Consider the following 14,936-nt stretch of genomic DNA (forward strand, 5'->3'; position numbering starts at 1 on the left):
CATTTAATCAGAAAAAGTTGGCACGCCATTTGCTATATAAAGAGTGTACAAAATAAATTAATTTGTAGTTGCTAGAACGATTTGTTTCTTACTTTCAAACAAATCTGTAAGCGCTATACTAATTCTAAAAATTGGAGGAATAACAATGAATATTTTATTAGCTTGTTCAGCGGGAATGTCTACTAGTTTACTAGTAACTAAAATGGAGGATGCAGCAAAAGTAAAAGGGATTGACGTAAAGATTTGGGCAGTTTCAGGTGATGCTGCAAAAGAAAATTTAGATAAAGCAGATGTTCTTTTATTAGGACCACAAGTACGTTATTTAGCTTCTGAAATGAAAAAAGTTGCCGAGCCAAAAGGGATACCAGTTGATGTAATCAATCCAGTACATTATGGGCTTATGAATGGTGAAGCTGTTTTAGAATTAGCACTTAGTTTAAAAAAATAGTCATGATTGTTGCATAAATTTTAAACAAAAGGGAGTCTTAAAAAATGATGAATTTTGTAGATAGATATATAATGCCAGCTGCAGCAAAGTTCGGTAACCAACGTCATTTATTAGCAATACGCGATGCGTTAATCGGTATGATTGCCATTACTATGGTCGGTTCATTTGCAGTTTTATTTAATAATTTAGGTGGAGCGATCAAAGGTTACGACAAAATGATGGAAGCTCTTTTTGGAGTGAACTGGAAGACATTAGGTGGAGACATTTGGTGGGGAACATTCGCATTTATGACTGTTTTTGCAGTTGTAGGGATTGCTTATAAATTAGCTCGTTCTTATGGTGATGAAGGATTTGAAGCAATGCTTGTCGCATTAGCGTCATATTTTGTACTAGTGCCACAATCATTAAATACTGTAACCGTTACATTAGAAAATGGAAAAACAGCTACTGGTAGTGTTTGGGGATTAGTGAACTCTACTTATACTAATTCAACTGCACTTTTTACCGGAATTATCGTTGCAATTATCGCAACTGAAATTTTTGTTCGTTTATCAAGAGTAAAGCAATTAGTTATTAAATTACCAGATGGTGTACCACCAGCAGTTTCAAAAGCATTTGCAAAGCTATTACCAGGTATGCTAACAATCTTTGTGATCGCGATTGTTGGATTGCTATTCAGATTATATTTATCAGATGGAGTATATTTTAATGATTGGTTAAGCTCAGTACTTGTTAAGCCATTAACGAATGCTGCAGACTCTTTACCGTTTGCAATCGGTATAGCATTCTTTATTCATTTCTTCTGGATGCTTGGCTTACATGGACCAAATATTCTAGGTGGAATAACGACACCATTATTTACAGCTTTAGGAAATGAAAATATTGATTTAGCAGCAAAAGGTGTTACAAAGTGGAGTGAATATAATGTAATGGCCGGCCAGTTCTTTGATGCATTTGTATTCTTAGGTGGATCAGGAGCTACGTTAGGGTTAATCATTTCAATGATATTAATAAATCGAAAACGAAATAAACAAATGATTGGATTAGGTGGGGCACCAGGTTTATTCCAAATTAATGAACCAGTTCTTTTCGGATTACCGATCGTGTTAAATCCAATGTGGTTAATTCCATTCATTGGTACACCAATTATTTTAACCGTTATTTCATATTTAGCGATTTCTTTAGGTATGGTTCACCCAGTAACTACGAATATTCCATGGGTAACACCACCAATTTTAGGTGGGTGGTTGATTACAGGGGGACATTGGACAGGTGCAGCCTTAGCAGCATTTAACTTAATTATCTCTGTAGTAATCTATTTACCTTTCGTTGCACTACAAAGACGAATGGAATCTAAAAAAATGAGAGAAGCAGCAAATAATCAAAGTGCTGCTATGTAATGCAGTTTGAGGAGGATACGAAATGAGTACTTTAACGACAATCGAGCAAACAGCATTCCAATTAATCTTACACGCAGGAAACGCAAAAAGCTCATTAATGGAAGCGATGCAGGCTGCTCGAGCGGGTAATTTAGAAGAAGCAAATAGTAAGATTGAAGAAGCAAAGGTAGAATTAAATCTTGCGCATCATGCACAAACTTCATTAATTCAAGGTGAAGCACGTGGAGAGAATGTTGAATTAAGTATCTTATTAATTCATGCTCAAGATCATTTAATGAATGCATTAACGATGAGAGATTTAGTAACAGAAATAATTTTCCTACATGAAAAATTAAATAAATAACAGAAAATAGAAAAGTAGTTTCCTAGAATGATCGAGCTACTTTTCTCCTATCATATAAAAGGAGTGAAGAAAATGAGAAACGGTATTAAAATAGCAACAATTGGTGGCGGTTCAAGTTATACTCCAGAATTAGTTGAAGGATTTATTAAACGTTATGATGAACTACCTGTAAGAGAGTTATGGCTAGTGGACATTGAAGAAGGTAGAGAGAAACTTGAAATCGTTGGAAACCTTGCGAAAAGAATGGTAGAAAAAGCAGGAGTACCAATGGAAATTCATTTAACTCTTGACCGACGTGCTGCTCTTAAAGATGCTGATTTTGTCACAACACAATTTCGTGTAGGCTTACTTGAGGCTCGTATGAAGGATGAGCGTATTCCATTAAAATATGGGGTAATTGGTCAAGAAACAAATGGTCCAGGTGGTCTGTTTAAAGCACTTCGTACAATTCCGGTTATTTTAGATATCGTCAAGGATATTGAAGAGCTTTGTCCAAATGCTTGGCTAGTAAACTTTACGAATCCTACAGGTATTTTAACAGAAGCGATTTTAAGATACACAAATTTCCGTAGAGTAGTCGGTTTATGTAATGTACCAATTCATATCCACATGAACATTGCAAAAGGTCTAGGGGTAGAAGCTGAGCGTGTGCATATTGATTTTATGGGATTAAATCATATGGTTTACGGAACGAAAGTATTGTTAGATGGTGAAGATGTAACAAGTCGTGTTGTAAGTGAGTTTGCACGCCCTGCTGAAAGTATGACGATGCAAAATATTAAGGCAATGGATTGGAATCCTGATTTTATTGAAGCACTTGGAGCGATTCCATGTCCGTATCATCGGTACTACTATCAAACGAAAGTAATGCTAGAGGAAGAGCTTGATGCAGCGAAAAAAGATGGTACACGTGCTGAGGTTGTAAAAAAATTAGAAGAATCATTATTCGAATTATATAAAGATCCTAATTTAAATATTAAGCCACCACAATTAGAAAAACGCGGCGGAGCTTATTATAGTGATGCTGCATGCCGATTAATTTCATCTCTATATAACAATAAAGGTGATATCCAACCTGTTAACACAATGAATAATGGTGCTATTGCATCAATTCCAGATGAATGTGCTGTTGAAGTAAGTGCCGTTATTACAAAAGATGGCCCAAAACCACTTACGATGGGTGACTTGCCGGTTGCAGTACGCGGTTTAGTTCAACAAATTAAATCATTCGAACGTGTCGCTGCTGAAGCTGGAGTAACCGGTGATTATAAAACAGCATTACTTGCTATGTGTATTAACCCACTAGTTGGATCTGATAATTTAGCAAAACAAATTCTAGATGAAATGTTAGAGGCTCACAAAGAGCATTTACCTCAATTCTTCAAAAACGAAAAAGTAGCAGCAAATTAACGATTAAAAAGAGGGATGTAGCTCGAATGAAAGAGTACATCCCTTTTTATCATACTAAAAGAAAAAGGGGAATGAATGATGACGAAGCTAATTGTAAATGCAGATGATTTCGGATATTCAAAAGGTGTAAATTATGGCATTATTGAAGCTCACTTGAATGGAATAGTGAATTCCGCGACTATGATGATGAATATGTATGCTGTGGAGCATGGAATTGAATTAGCAAAATTACATCCTACTTTAGGATTAGGTGTACATCTTGTATTAACTGCGGGCAAACCTTTATTAGCGGATCTACAAACAATCGTTGATCAAAATGGGGATTTCCTTAAAAATAGTTATTGGTATGACAATCCAGTTATTAATGTTGAAGAAGTTGAAAAGGAATGGGATGCTCAAATTCAAAAGTTTCTTTCTTATGGATTGAATCCTTCACATCTAGATAGTCATCACCATGTACACATGATCCCAATTCTACACCCAGTAATTGCAAAACTATCTCAAAAATATGATCTTCCAGTCCGTATTTCTCCAAAAAGTCAAATAGACGGAATCACGCCTTTTACGGATCAATTGTTAATCGATTTTTATGGTAGTGATATTCCAATAAACTATTTTGAGACAATAGAAGACAGATTAAATAATAGTATCGAGTCAGTAGAGGTTATGGTACATCCTGCGTTTGTAGATAATCATTTAAAAAATGGTACATCTTATTGCTTTGAGAGATTAACAGAACTAGATATCTTAACGAACTCAAAACTTCCTGAGGGAGTAGAGTTAGTAAAGTATTAATATAGAGTAAAAAGCCAGTTTCTTCAACGAAGTAACTGGCTTTTTACTTATTTTATATAAAAGTCTTCATCTAACCTGCTTATATCATTTCTAGAATAAAATTCCATTAAGTAACATATTTCATCATCAGGTATGATAATGTCACAAGCATCCTCAATTTGTTGCAATATTTTTTTTATTTTTAAATATAGCATATAGTCACTATTTATTTTATCTTCTTTATCTTTAAATGGGATTAGAGGCTGTGAGTTTTGAATTCGATCAATCATGCAACTCATATGAATTACAATTCCCATTAGATCCTCGTTTTTGAAAAATTTATCTGTCTGAACTTGTATATCATTTAAGGCACGTCTAATTACACTAATTACTTTTTTAGCATCCTTTAAAGAAATAGTCTCTTGTAATGTTTCAGCCATTTTTAAATACGTTTCTTCATAAGTTATCAATTCTTGTATTGTCTTTGTAGCCTTCATATTTAATACATCTTGTAAATGAAACGTATTAAATGGAACATTTATATCAAAATTCGAAACAATACAAACGATACTTCGTTCTTTAGATATATCATTTAACATTTTTTGTAATTCGTCTTTATTTAAAAGGCTAATTGGTACGATTTCTAGCATCTCTTTATCATAGACCAAGTTATTCGCTAGTATATTTTTAATGGCTATTGCACTTCCCTGACCAGTCAGACATGCAGTTAAAATCACAGAACGATTAAATTCAGGTTGTTTCGTTTTATTCGCATGAGAGTTGATGAAGAAAGTAGTTAAGTTTCGCACGTCCTGATAAAGCTCGTCTAAATTATAACCTAGTGTCGCTTTTCTAGAAGCTTCGATTACATGTGCAGTACTTACCATTTGAATTAAGCGTACAGGAATTGAAAATTCGGCTTCAATTATGTCGCCGATATAAGATAGTGACCCCATATCGATACAAAGTAGAATTCCATTTAATTTACCTAAAGATTTAATATAATCTTTTACTCGAATTAAAAAATCTTGTGGTGGTTCACTTAATGGCATATCGATTCCAATAACTTCCTCGTTTTCTAACAGTTCATTTGTTACATTTGCCATTTCTCTAGCAATTCCATTACCGTGAGCTAATACAATTACTTTTACATTGGAACTAGTCACTTTATAATCTTCGTTTCCATATACAAAAAACATCGTTATAAATGCTACTTCATCAAATGGGATTGAAACATTTGAAAAATCTTCAATCATTTTTACACATTCAATTGAAACGGAAAACTCTTTCTTATATTGATCTCGGATTTGCGTTATATTTGGATGATAAATTTTCTTGTTTGACTGTATACGTTGTAATAGCGTTTGTATGTGTAGGCTAAGTGCAACAAGTATTTTTTCATTAAATCTCTTACTTAATTTTTCTTCTGCTAGTTTTAGTACCTTTTCACTTAGTGTAACGATTTCAGGCTTAATTATTTTTTGGACGTTTTCTTTACTAGATAGTTTGCGATTAATAGAAGTTAAATAATGCGTAAAATAACTTTCAATATCGTTTTCCATTAGTAAGGATAACTCGTCCTGAGCAACGCCACGTTGTTTCAGTTCTTCATATTTCGTATCAATTCGGTCATAAATTGTATCTGCAGAATGATCCAATTGTTGGTTACTAGTAATACCCTTTGTTGGTGAAAATTCAAAATGCTCGTTTAACAGTGTGACTGCATGCTTTACTTTTTTTTCAATGAATAAGCCTTCCTTCACATACCAGTTCAAATCAGTGCTATAAATACGTATTTTGTCATGTTTATGAGTAATAAAATCTGCATAAGCCTTCGCGCAAGCTAATTGGATGTCGGCTTTAAGTTGTCCGATATTGTTTTGACAAGGATAAAATAGAAAAGAGCGAATAGTATTTGCACTTACAACGATCTCTTTTCCAAGACGAACACTTTCTTCCGTGAAAAATCGTTTAATCAATGTCAATCTCTCTTCGTATGTTCGATCACGAAGAGCTGGCAATGTTATGACCATAGGAATCCGGCGCGTAAATGTAGATAATAAAGTGGACCCGGGATCCTCTGTTGTTGCTGAAATGATTAAAACATTCGATGTTCGCTCATTTTCTGTCTCTCCTAGTCTTCTATACAACTTATAATCAATGAACGTAAATAACATTTCTTGACCTTCAGGAGTAAGACGATGAACCTCATCTAAAAATAGTATTCCATTATTTGCTTTCTCAAGTAGACCTTTTTGTTCTGTTGCACCTGTATAAGCACCTTTTCTTACACCAAAAAGCTGACCTAATAATAGTTGTGGATTATTTGCATAGTCTGCGCAATTAAAAATAATGAATGGAGAATCCTTTTCTAAAACATTCGTACGAATTGCGTAATCGTGCATTCTTTTAGCAAAAGCAGATTTACCAACACCAGTCTCACCGAGTATTAATGTGTGCATACCATTTGGAGGATAGAGAATAGCTGATCTTGCTTTTTCGATGGCAGGTCTTAAACTAATATTTTCCTCATAAAAATATTCATATTTATATTCTGAACTTGCTATCTTAATTTGAGATTTATTCGTTTGTTGTAAAGTATGAGATAGAAGCTTAAATACGACCGGTCTAGAATTTGTTTTAATTAATAATTCTTCTTTAACTAATTTATTTAAATCACTGCTAACGTTTGCTCTATCTAAACCGAGCTTTTGAGCAATCTCATTAGCAGTAAAACCTTGCTCCTTACTTTGAAGAAAAACTTCATATATCTGATTTTTTCTGTTCATAATGGCCCACCCATAATAAAGAGTTGTATACTTTTACTATACAGGAAAAAGTAAACGTTTTCACTATATTTAAATTAGTGTAACAATTCGTCAAGTACTATGAAAAAGTTAAATATCGAGTAAAATAGTAATAAGGGAGTGAAGTAGTATGGAAATGAATTTAATGCAAAAACAATCATTGAAACTTGCAATGACTCAGGAACTACGACAAGCCATTACAATGCTTCAATTTAATGCCCAAGAGCTAACTGATTTTTTATTTGAGCAATCATTAGAAAATCCCTTAATTGAGGTCGAAACTCCTTATAACGATTACACTTCTTCAAAAGTCAAACAACAAACTACTTCCAGCGGACAAGGAATGGAGTTATATACTCGAAGAACAGAAACATTACAAGAAGAACTTGTTAGTCAGTTAAATGAGTTGAAAATTGATAATGAGGAATATAAAATTATTAAATATTTAATTTATAACTTAGATAAAAATGGTTTTTTGATGGAATCAGATGAAGAACTTATACACGAATTAAATATTTCTTTCGTTCAGTTACAAATCTGCATTGAAATACTTCAACGTTTTGAACCCTCAGGAGTTGGAGCAAGATCCGTTAAAGAGTGCTTATTGATTCAACTAAATGGCCTTGAAGTTGATACAACAATTGCAAAACAGGTCATTAAAGATTATTTTGATCTATTTGTTAATAAAAACTGGAAAGAAATTGCTAAGAAACTTAAGATTAGCTTACCTGATTTACAAAGGGAAATTGACTTAATTTTAACCCTTCAGCCAAGACCAGGTTTAAATTATTTCCAAGACCAAGTAAATTATGTAGCTCCTGATTTAACAGTCGAAAAAATAGGCGGGGAATTTGTTGTACTGATTAATGATAAAATTATGCCGCGTTTAAAGGTACTTAATGAATACTCTTCAATTTTAAATGGTCAACATGAGAAGGAAGTTTCAGTTTATTTAAAGGATAAAAATACTCAAGTTAACTGGTTAATGAAGAGTTTGGAAGAACGAAAATCAACGATGTTAGCAGTAATGAATTGTATTCTTCGTAAGCAAATTGGTTTTTTTGAAAAAGGTCCTGCAAATTTAAAAACCCTTACTTTAAAAGAGATAGCGGAAGAACTTTCATTACATGAATCGACAATAAGTCGTACTTGTAAAAATAAATATGTACAGACACCGTTTGGTTTATTTGAAATGAAGAAATTTTTCCATCAAGGTGTAAGTGTAGATGGTGAGGAGCTTGCGTCAACGAGTGTTCAGGTATTCATCAAGCAGCTAGTAGATGGAGAAAACAAAGAAAAACCATTTTCGGATCAGAAGCTAGTTGAATTATTAGCTGAAAAACATGGAGTGGAAATCTCTAGAAGAACAGTAGCTAAATATAGGGATATACTTAGAATTCCTGGTTCATCAAAACGAAAGCGCTTTAGTTAAAAAGGAGAATTGGATGTCGGTTAAGTTAACTTTATTTACAAAAGAAAATTGTGGATTATGCGAAGAAGCAAAAGATGCAATTCGTTTGGTTCAATCGGAATATGAAATCGAAGTAAATGAAATTGATATTTATTCTGATGACGCATTATTAGAGGAATATCAACTAATGATCCCTGTTATTCAAATTGATGGGGAAACCGTTGCGTACGGAAAAATTCATAAGATTGACATATTAAATGCCATAAATGGGTAGTTATCAGTTGAAAGAAATGAATGACCCTGTTACAATGTAAATGTAGCAGGGTTATTTCACTTCTGGAGGAGTAAATCTTGTTCGAAAAAACAACGTTGAAAAACGCTGTAATTTTTTTAAAACAAGTGGGACATAATATGTCATAGTGGGACACATTTAGACCCGAGTGAATACTCTGTGAAAGAGGAGATGAAAATGAACCATATTTTAAAGCTACAACAAAAATTATTACCTGATCTAATACCTGTTATCCAAAAGAGATTTCAAATCCTACAATATATACGAATTATGCAGCCGATCGGTCGAAGGAATTTGTCTGCTAGCGTAGGATTAACAGAAAGAGTACTTAGATCAGAAGTTGCTTTATTAAAAGAGCAAAGGCTGATTAATGTCGCATCTTCTGGCATGACATTAACGGATGAAGGACTAAGCTTACTTCTAGATCTAGAAGAACCAATGCGTGAACTATTCGGTTTGAAAAATATCGAAGACTTGCTTAAGGATATGTTTAATCTGAAGGAAGTAATCGTTGTTTCAGGCGATAGTGACGATCTGGACTGGGTAAAAAAGGAGATGGGTCGAGCGGCTGTTGGCTGTATAAACCAAAGGCTAGAAACAAATAATATTGTTGCTGTTACTGGTGGTTCCACTTTAGCTGCCGTGGCTGAAATGATGAATGATGACTCTAAAGATCTAAATACCTTATTTGTACCAGCACGAGGCGGTTTAGGTGAAGAAGTAAGAAATCAAGCAAATACGATTTGTGCAAAAATGGCTGAAATGGCAAAAGGTAATTATCGATTACTTCACTTGCCAGATGAACTTAGTGAAGAAGCCTATCTAACTATGATGGAAGAACCAAGAGTAAAAGAGGTTCTAAATTTAATTCGATCTTCTTCAATTGTCGTACACGGCATTGGAGATGCATTTACGATGGCAAAACGAAGACAATCTTCATCAGAACAGTTAGAAATCTTAACTGAATCTGAAGCTGTAGGAGAGGCATTTGGATATTACTTTAATGAAAATGGTGAAGTTGTTTACAGAGTAAGAACAATCGGTTTACAACTGAATGAATTGGAGAATATACCTTATGTACTGGGAGTAGCTGGAGGATCTTCTAAAGCAAAAGCAATGGCTTCTTTCTTAAAGAAAGGTCATGTAAACATCCTCGTCACAGACGAAGGAGCAGCAAAAGAGTTAATTAAAGGATGTACCCTTTAAAATAAAAAAAGCTTCTACCTATTAAAAGGAGGAAATTAAAAATGGCAACTAAAATTGGTATTAATGGATTTGGACGTATCGGACGTATGGTTTTCCGCGCAGCTTTAAACAACCCAAACGTAGAGGTTGTAGCAATTAATGACTTAACAGATGCTAAAACTTTAGCTCACTTATTAAAATATGATTCAGTTCACGGTTCAGTAAACGCTGATGTAACAGTTAATGGCGATTCAATCGTTGTAAACGGAAGCGAAATTAAAGTAATTGCTGAGCGTGACCCAGCAGTTTTACCTTGGAGCGATTACGGAGTAGAAGTTGTAGTAGAATCTACTGGTCGTTTCACAGATAAAAAAGATGCTGAAAAACACTTAGGTGGATCAGTTAAAAAAGTAATCATCTCTGCACCAGCTTCTAATGAAGATATCACGATCGTAATGGGTGTAAATGATGACAAATACGATGCAGCTAGCCACAATGTAATTTCTAATGCTTCTTGTACAACTAACTGTTTAGCTCCATTTGCTAAAGTATTAGACGAAAAATTCGGTATCAAACGTGGTATGATGACAACTGTTCACTCTTACACAAATGACCAACAAATTCTAGATTTACCACACAAAGATTTACGTCGTGCACGTGCTGCTGCAATGAGCATGATCCCAACAACAACAGGTGCTGCTAAAGCAGTTTCATTAGTATTACCTCAATTAAAAGGTAAATTAAACGGTGGTGCTGTACGTGTACCAACTGCTAACGTATCTTTAGTTGACTTAGTAGTAGAATTAAATACTGAAGTTACTGCTGAAGAAGTAAATGCTGCATTCAAAGCTGCTTCTGAAGGTGAATTAAAAGGTATCTTAGGATATTCTGAAGAGCCATTAGTATCAATCGACTATAACGGTTGCACAAACTCTTCTACAATCGATGCATTATCTACAATGACTATGGAAGGCAACATGGTTAAAATCCTTTCTTGGTACGATAATGAAACTGGTTACTCAACTCGTGTAGTTGACTTAGTAGCTCACATCGCTTCTAAAGGTCTATAATTTTAATAAAAATTAATATGAGGGCGAGGGGAATTTCCTCCCCTCTTTTGTTTGATAAAAATCCTCTTTTGTCACTAATCCAACACAATATTAAAAAATACTCTAGAAATAAATTCCAATTGATGTACATAATCTGTTAAAATTGCGGTGACAATATCACAGAATAGATACGACTTTGCATGAGACGGATCGACCAGTGGAATTGAACATGGATGAATAAAAACAGTACTGGAGGCACCTACTATGAACAAAAAGTCATTACATGACATTGATGTAAAAGGGAAACGCGTATTTTGCCGTGTAGATTTTAACGTACCAATGGCAAATGGTGAAGTAACAGATGATACTCGTATTCGTGCTGCTCTTCCTACGATTCAGTATTTAATAGAAAACGGAGCAAAAGTTATTTTAGCATCTCACTTAGGACGTCCAAAAGGACAAGTAAATGAAGACATGCGTTTAAATCCTGTTGCTACACGTTTAAGTGAAAAATTAGGTAAAAACGTTATTAAAGCTGATGAAGCATACGGACCTAAAGTTCAAGAAGAAATTAGCAAAATGAACGAAGGCGATGTTTTATTATTAGAAAACGTTCGTTTCTACCCAGGCGAAGAGAAAAATGATGAAGCTCTAGCAAAAGAATTTGCTTCTTTAGCTGATGTATATGTAAATGATGCTTTTGGCGCTGCTCACCGTGCACATGCTACAACAGCTGGTATTGCTAAACATATCCCAGCTGTTGCAGGTTTCTTAATGGAAAAAGAAATTAATGTTTTAGGTAAAGCACTTTCTAATCCAGAGCGCCCATTTACAGCTATTATCGGTGGAGCGAAAGTTCGAGATAAAATTGGCGTAATTGAAAACTTATTAGAAAAAGTAGATAACTTAATTATTGGTGGCGGACTAGCTTATACTTTCTTAAAAGCTAAAGGCTATGAAATTGGTAAATCTCTTTTAGAAGAAGATAAAATTGATTTAGCAAATGAATTTATGCAAAAAGCAGAAGCTAAAGGTGTTAAATTCTATATGCCAATTGATGCAATTGTTGCTGACAAATTCGGTGAAGATGCTAATACTAGGGAAGTTGATATTGATAGCATTCCTGCAGATTGGGAAGCTCTTGATATTGGACCAAAAACAACTGCTCTTTATGCAGATGTCATTAAAAGCTCTAAATTAGTCATTTGGAATGGACCTATGGGTGTATTTGAAATCGATAAATTTGCACAGGGAACTAAAGGTGTAGCACAAGCATTAGCAGATTCTGATGCATACTCAATTATCGGTGGTGGAGATTCAGCTGCTGCTGCTGAAAAATTCGGCCTAGCAGATAAAATGAGCCATATTTCTACTGGTGGCGGTGCTTCATTAGAATTTATGGAAGGTAAAGAACTACCTGGAGTTGCATTATTAAACGATAAATAAGTCTTATAGCTTTACAATATTTAGTAATTGAAATAGAGTAAGATTTTATGTCTTACCAATTGTTAGGAAGGTGTTTCTCATGCGTAAACCAATTATCGCAGGTAACTGGAAAATGAATAAGACGCTTAACGAAGCGATGACATTCGTTGAGGAAGTAAAAAATAGCATTCCATCATCTGATAAAGTAGATTCAGCAGTTTGTGCTCCTGCATTATTTATTGCACCTATGTTATACGGCGTAAAAGGAACTGAATTAAAAATTGGTTCTCAAAATGTAAGTAATCAAGATAGTGGAGCTTATACTGGAGAAATTAGTCCAGTAGCACTTAAAGATTTAGGTGTAACTTATGCTATTATCGGACATTCAGAACGTCGTGAATATTATGGCGAAACAGATGAGTTTATTAATAGTAAAACAAAAAAAGCTTTCGAACATGGTCTTACACCAATTCTTTGCTGTGGCGAAACGCTTGAAGAACGTGAAGGCGGTAAATTTGAGGAAGTTATTCGTACTCAATTAACAGCTGATCTTGCAGGTCTTACTGATGAGCAAGTAAAGAATTTAGTAATTGCATATGAACCGATTTGGGCAATTGGAACAGGGAAATCTGCTACAGAAAAGGATGCACAAGATTCATGTAAATTTGTTCGTGATGTTGTAACAAGTCTTTACGATGAAACTGTTGCAGAATCTGTACGTGTACAATATGGCGGCAGTGTAAAACCTGAAAACATTAAAGAATATATGGCTCAACCTGATATTGACGGTGCGTTAGTAGGTGGAGCAAGTTTAGAACCAGCTTCTTTCCTTGCATTATTGGAGGCTGTTAAGTAATGAGTAAACAACCAGTAGCGTTAATTATCCTAGATGGATTTGGTTTGCGCGATGAAACATTTGGAAATGCTGTTGCACAAGCGAAGAAACCAAATTATGATAGATATTGGAATAAATATCCTCACGCACAATTAACTGCTAGCGGTGAAGCAGTAGGTCTACCTGAAGGACAAATGGGTAATTCTGAAGTTGGTCATTTGAATATCGGAGCTGGGCGAATTGTTTATCAAAGCTTAACGCGTGTAAATAAGGCAATTCGTGAAGGCGAATTCGAAAAAAATGATACATTCATCGATGCAATTAAAAGTGCAAAAGAAAAAGATAAAGCATTACATATTTTCGGTCTACTGTCTGATGGCGGTATTCACAGCCATATTAATCACATGTTTGCTTTATTAAAATTAGCTGCCGAAGAAGGTATGAAAAAGGTATATGTACATGCTTTCCTTGATGGACGAGATGTTGGTCCAACTACAGCTAAAAAATATATCGATCAAACAGAAGCAAAGTTTAAAGAATATGGTGTCGGAGAATTTGCAACAATTTCTGGCCGTTATTATTCCATGGACCGTGACAAACGTTGGGATCGTGTAGAAAAATGCTATTGTGCAATGGTATATGGAGAAGGGCCAACTTATACAAGTCCGTACGAATTAATTGAAGATTCGTATGCGAACGGTATCCATGATGAATTCGTTTTACCTTCTGTAATGGTAAAAGAAGATGGAACTCCAGTTGCAACAATAAGTGATGAAGATTCAATCATCTTCTACAACTTCCGACCTGACCGTGCAATTCAAATTTCAAATGTATTTACAAACGATGATTTCCGTGACTTTGATCGTGGAAGTAAGTTCCCGAAAAATGTTCATTTCGTTTGCTTAACTCATTTTAGTGAAACAGTTCAAGGTTATGTTGCATTTAAACCAACAAACTTAGATAACACTTTAGGTGAAGTTCTGTCTCAAAATAACTTAAAACAATTACGAATTGCTGAAACGGAAAAGTATCCACACGTTACATTTTTCTTTAGTGGAGGCCGTGAAGCAGAGTTCCCAGGTGAAGAACGTATTTTAATTAACTCGCCAAAAGTTGCGACTTACGATTTGAAACCGGAAATGAGTGCTTATGAAGTAAAAGATGCATTACTTAAAGAGATTGCTGCAGACAAGCATGATGTAATCATCTTAAACTTTGCAAATCCAGATATGGTAGGACATTCAGGAAAACTTGAGCCGACAATTAAAGCAATTGAAGCAGTTGATGAATGTTTAGGAGAAGTAGTTGATGCAATTCTTGCTAAGGGCGGAAAAGCAATCATTACTGCTGACCATGGAAATGCTGATGAGGAAATTACACCTGAAGGTGAACCTATGACTGCTCACACGACTAACCCTGTACCAGTTATTCTTACTGAAGAAGGTATTACGTTACGTGAAGATGGTATTTTAGGTGATTTAGCTCCAACTGTTCTTGCTTTATTAAAAGTAGAACAACCAAAAGAAATGACTGGTAAATCGCTTATTAAATAAGTGA

13 protein-coding genes are annotated in these 14,936 nt (G+C 34.7%); 12 read left to right on the top strand and 1 reads right to left on the bottom strand.

The window, feature by feature from the left end:
- Positions 1–145: 145 nt before the first annotated feature.
- From EP747_RS10855 to chbG, 5 genes are all read left to right on the top strand, one after another.
- Positions 146–448, top strand: coding sequence for a PTS sugar transporter subunit IIB (locus EP747_RS10855; protein WP_129689878.1), 303 nt, complete (start codon positions 146–148; stop codon positions 446–448).
- A 44-nt stretch (positions 449–492) separates the two neighbouring features.
- Entirely contained in the window at positions 493–1,848 is a 1,356-nt protein-coding gene (locus tag EP747_RS10860; RefSeq protein WP_129689879.1) for a PTS sugar transporter subunit IIC, read from the top strand.
- 22 nt (positions 1,849–1,870) lie between these two features.
- Complete coding sequence (locus EP747_RS10865; protein ID WP_129689880.1) at positions 1,871–2,191, top strand: PTS lactose/cellobiose transporter subunit IIA; 321 nt, start codon at positions 1,871–1,873, stop codon at positions 2,189–2,191.
- A 72-nt stretch (positions 2,192–2,263) separates the two neighbouring features.
- On the top strand, positions 2,264–3,601 hold the full coding sequence (locus EP747_RS10870; protein ID WP_129689881.1) for a 6-phospho-beta-glucosidase: 1,338 nt from the start codon (positions 2,264–2,266) through the stop codon (positions 3,599–3,601).
- A gap of 78 nt (positions 3,602–3,679) precedes the next feature.
- Positions 3,680–4,396, top strand: a complete 717-nt coding sequence (gene chbG / locus EP747_RS10875; RefSeq protein ID WP_129689882.1) for a chitin disaccharide deacetylase — start codon at positions 3,680–3,682, stop codon at positions 4,394–4,396.
- 47 nt (positions 4,397–4,443) lie between these two features.
- Here chbG and EP747_RS10880 read toward each other — a convergent pair whose 3' ends face one another.
- Positions 4,444–7,164, bottom strand: coding sequence for a sigma 54-interacting transcriptional regulator (locus EP747_RS10880; RefSeq protein WP_129689883.1), 2,721 nt, complete (start codon positions 7,162–7,164; stop codon positions 4,444–4,446).
- Between the two features lie 148 nt (positions 7,165–7,312).
- On the opposite strand from EP747_RS10880, the gene rpoN reads away from it, so the two are divergent.
- The 7 genes from rpoN (at position 7,313) to gpmI (ending at position 14,932) form a co-directional block, all read left to right on the top strand.
- Entirely contained in the window at positions 7,313–8,614 is a 1,302-nt protein-coding gene (gene rpoN, locus EP747_RS10885; protein WP_129689884.1) for an RNA polymerase factor sigma-54, read from the top strand.
- A 13-nt stretch (positions 8,615–8,627) separates the two neighbouring features.
- Positions 8,628–8,867, top strand: a complete 240-nt coding sequence (locus tag EP747_RS10890; RefSeq protein WP_129689885.1) for a glutaredoxin family protein — start codon at positions 8,628–8,630, stop codon at positions 8,865–8,867.
- A gap of 195 nt (positions 8,868–9,062) precedes the next feature.
- On the top strand, positions 9,063–10,091 hold the full coding sequence (locus EP747_RS10895; protein WP_129689886.1) for a sugar-binding transcriptional regulator: 1,029 nt from the start codon (positions 9,063–9,065) through the stop codon (positions 10,089–10,091).
- A 41-nt stretch (positions 10,092–10,132) separates the two neighbouring features.
- Positions 10,133–11,140, top strand: coding sequence for a type I glyceraldehyde-3-phosphate dehydrogenase (gene gap, locus EP747_RS10900; protein ID WP_129689887.1), 1,008 nt, complete (start codon positions 10,133–10,135; stop codon positions 11,138–11,140).
- A gap of 243 nt (positions 11,141–11,383) precedes the next feature.
- Entirely contained in the window at positions 11,384–12,565 is a 1,182-nt protein-coding gene (locus tag EP747_RS10905) for a phosphoglycerate kinase (protein ID WP_129689888.1), read from the top strand.
- Between the two features lie 79 nt (positions 12,566–12,644).
- Positions 12,645–13,400, top strand: coding sequence for a triose-phosphate isomerase (gene tpiA, locus EP747_RS10910; protein ID WP_129689889.1), 756 nt, complete (start codon positions 12,645–12,647; stop codon positions 13,398–13,400).
- Positions 13,400–14,932: a 2,3-bisphosphoglycerate-independent phosphoglycerate mutase gene (gene gpmI, locus EP747_RS10915; protein ID WP_129689890.1), complete on the top strand. Its 1,533-nt coding sequence runs from the start codon at positions 13,400–13,402 to the stop codon at positions 14,930–14,932. Before tpiA ends, gpmI begins: the two co-directional genes overlap by 1 nt.
- Positions 14,933–14,936 lie beyond the last annotated feature (4 nt).

The organism is Gottfriedia acidiceleris (assembly GCF_004138285.1).
GTDB lineage: Bacteria > Bacillota > Bacilli > Bacillales > Bacillaceae_G > Gottfriedia > Gottfriedia acidiceleris_A.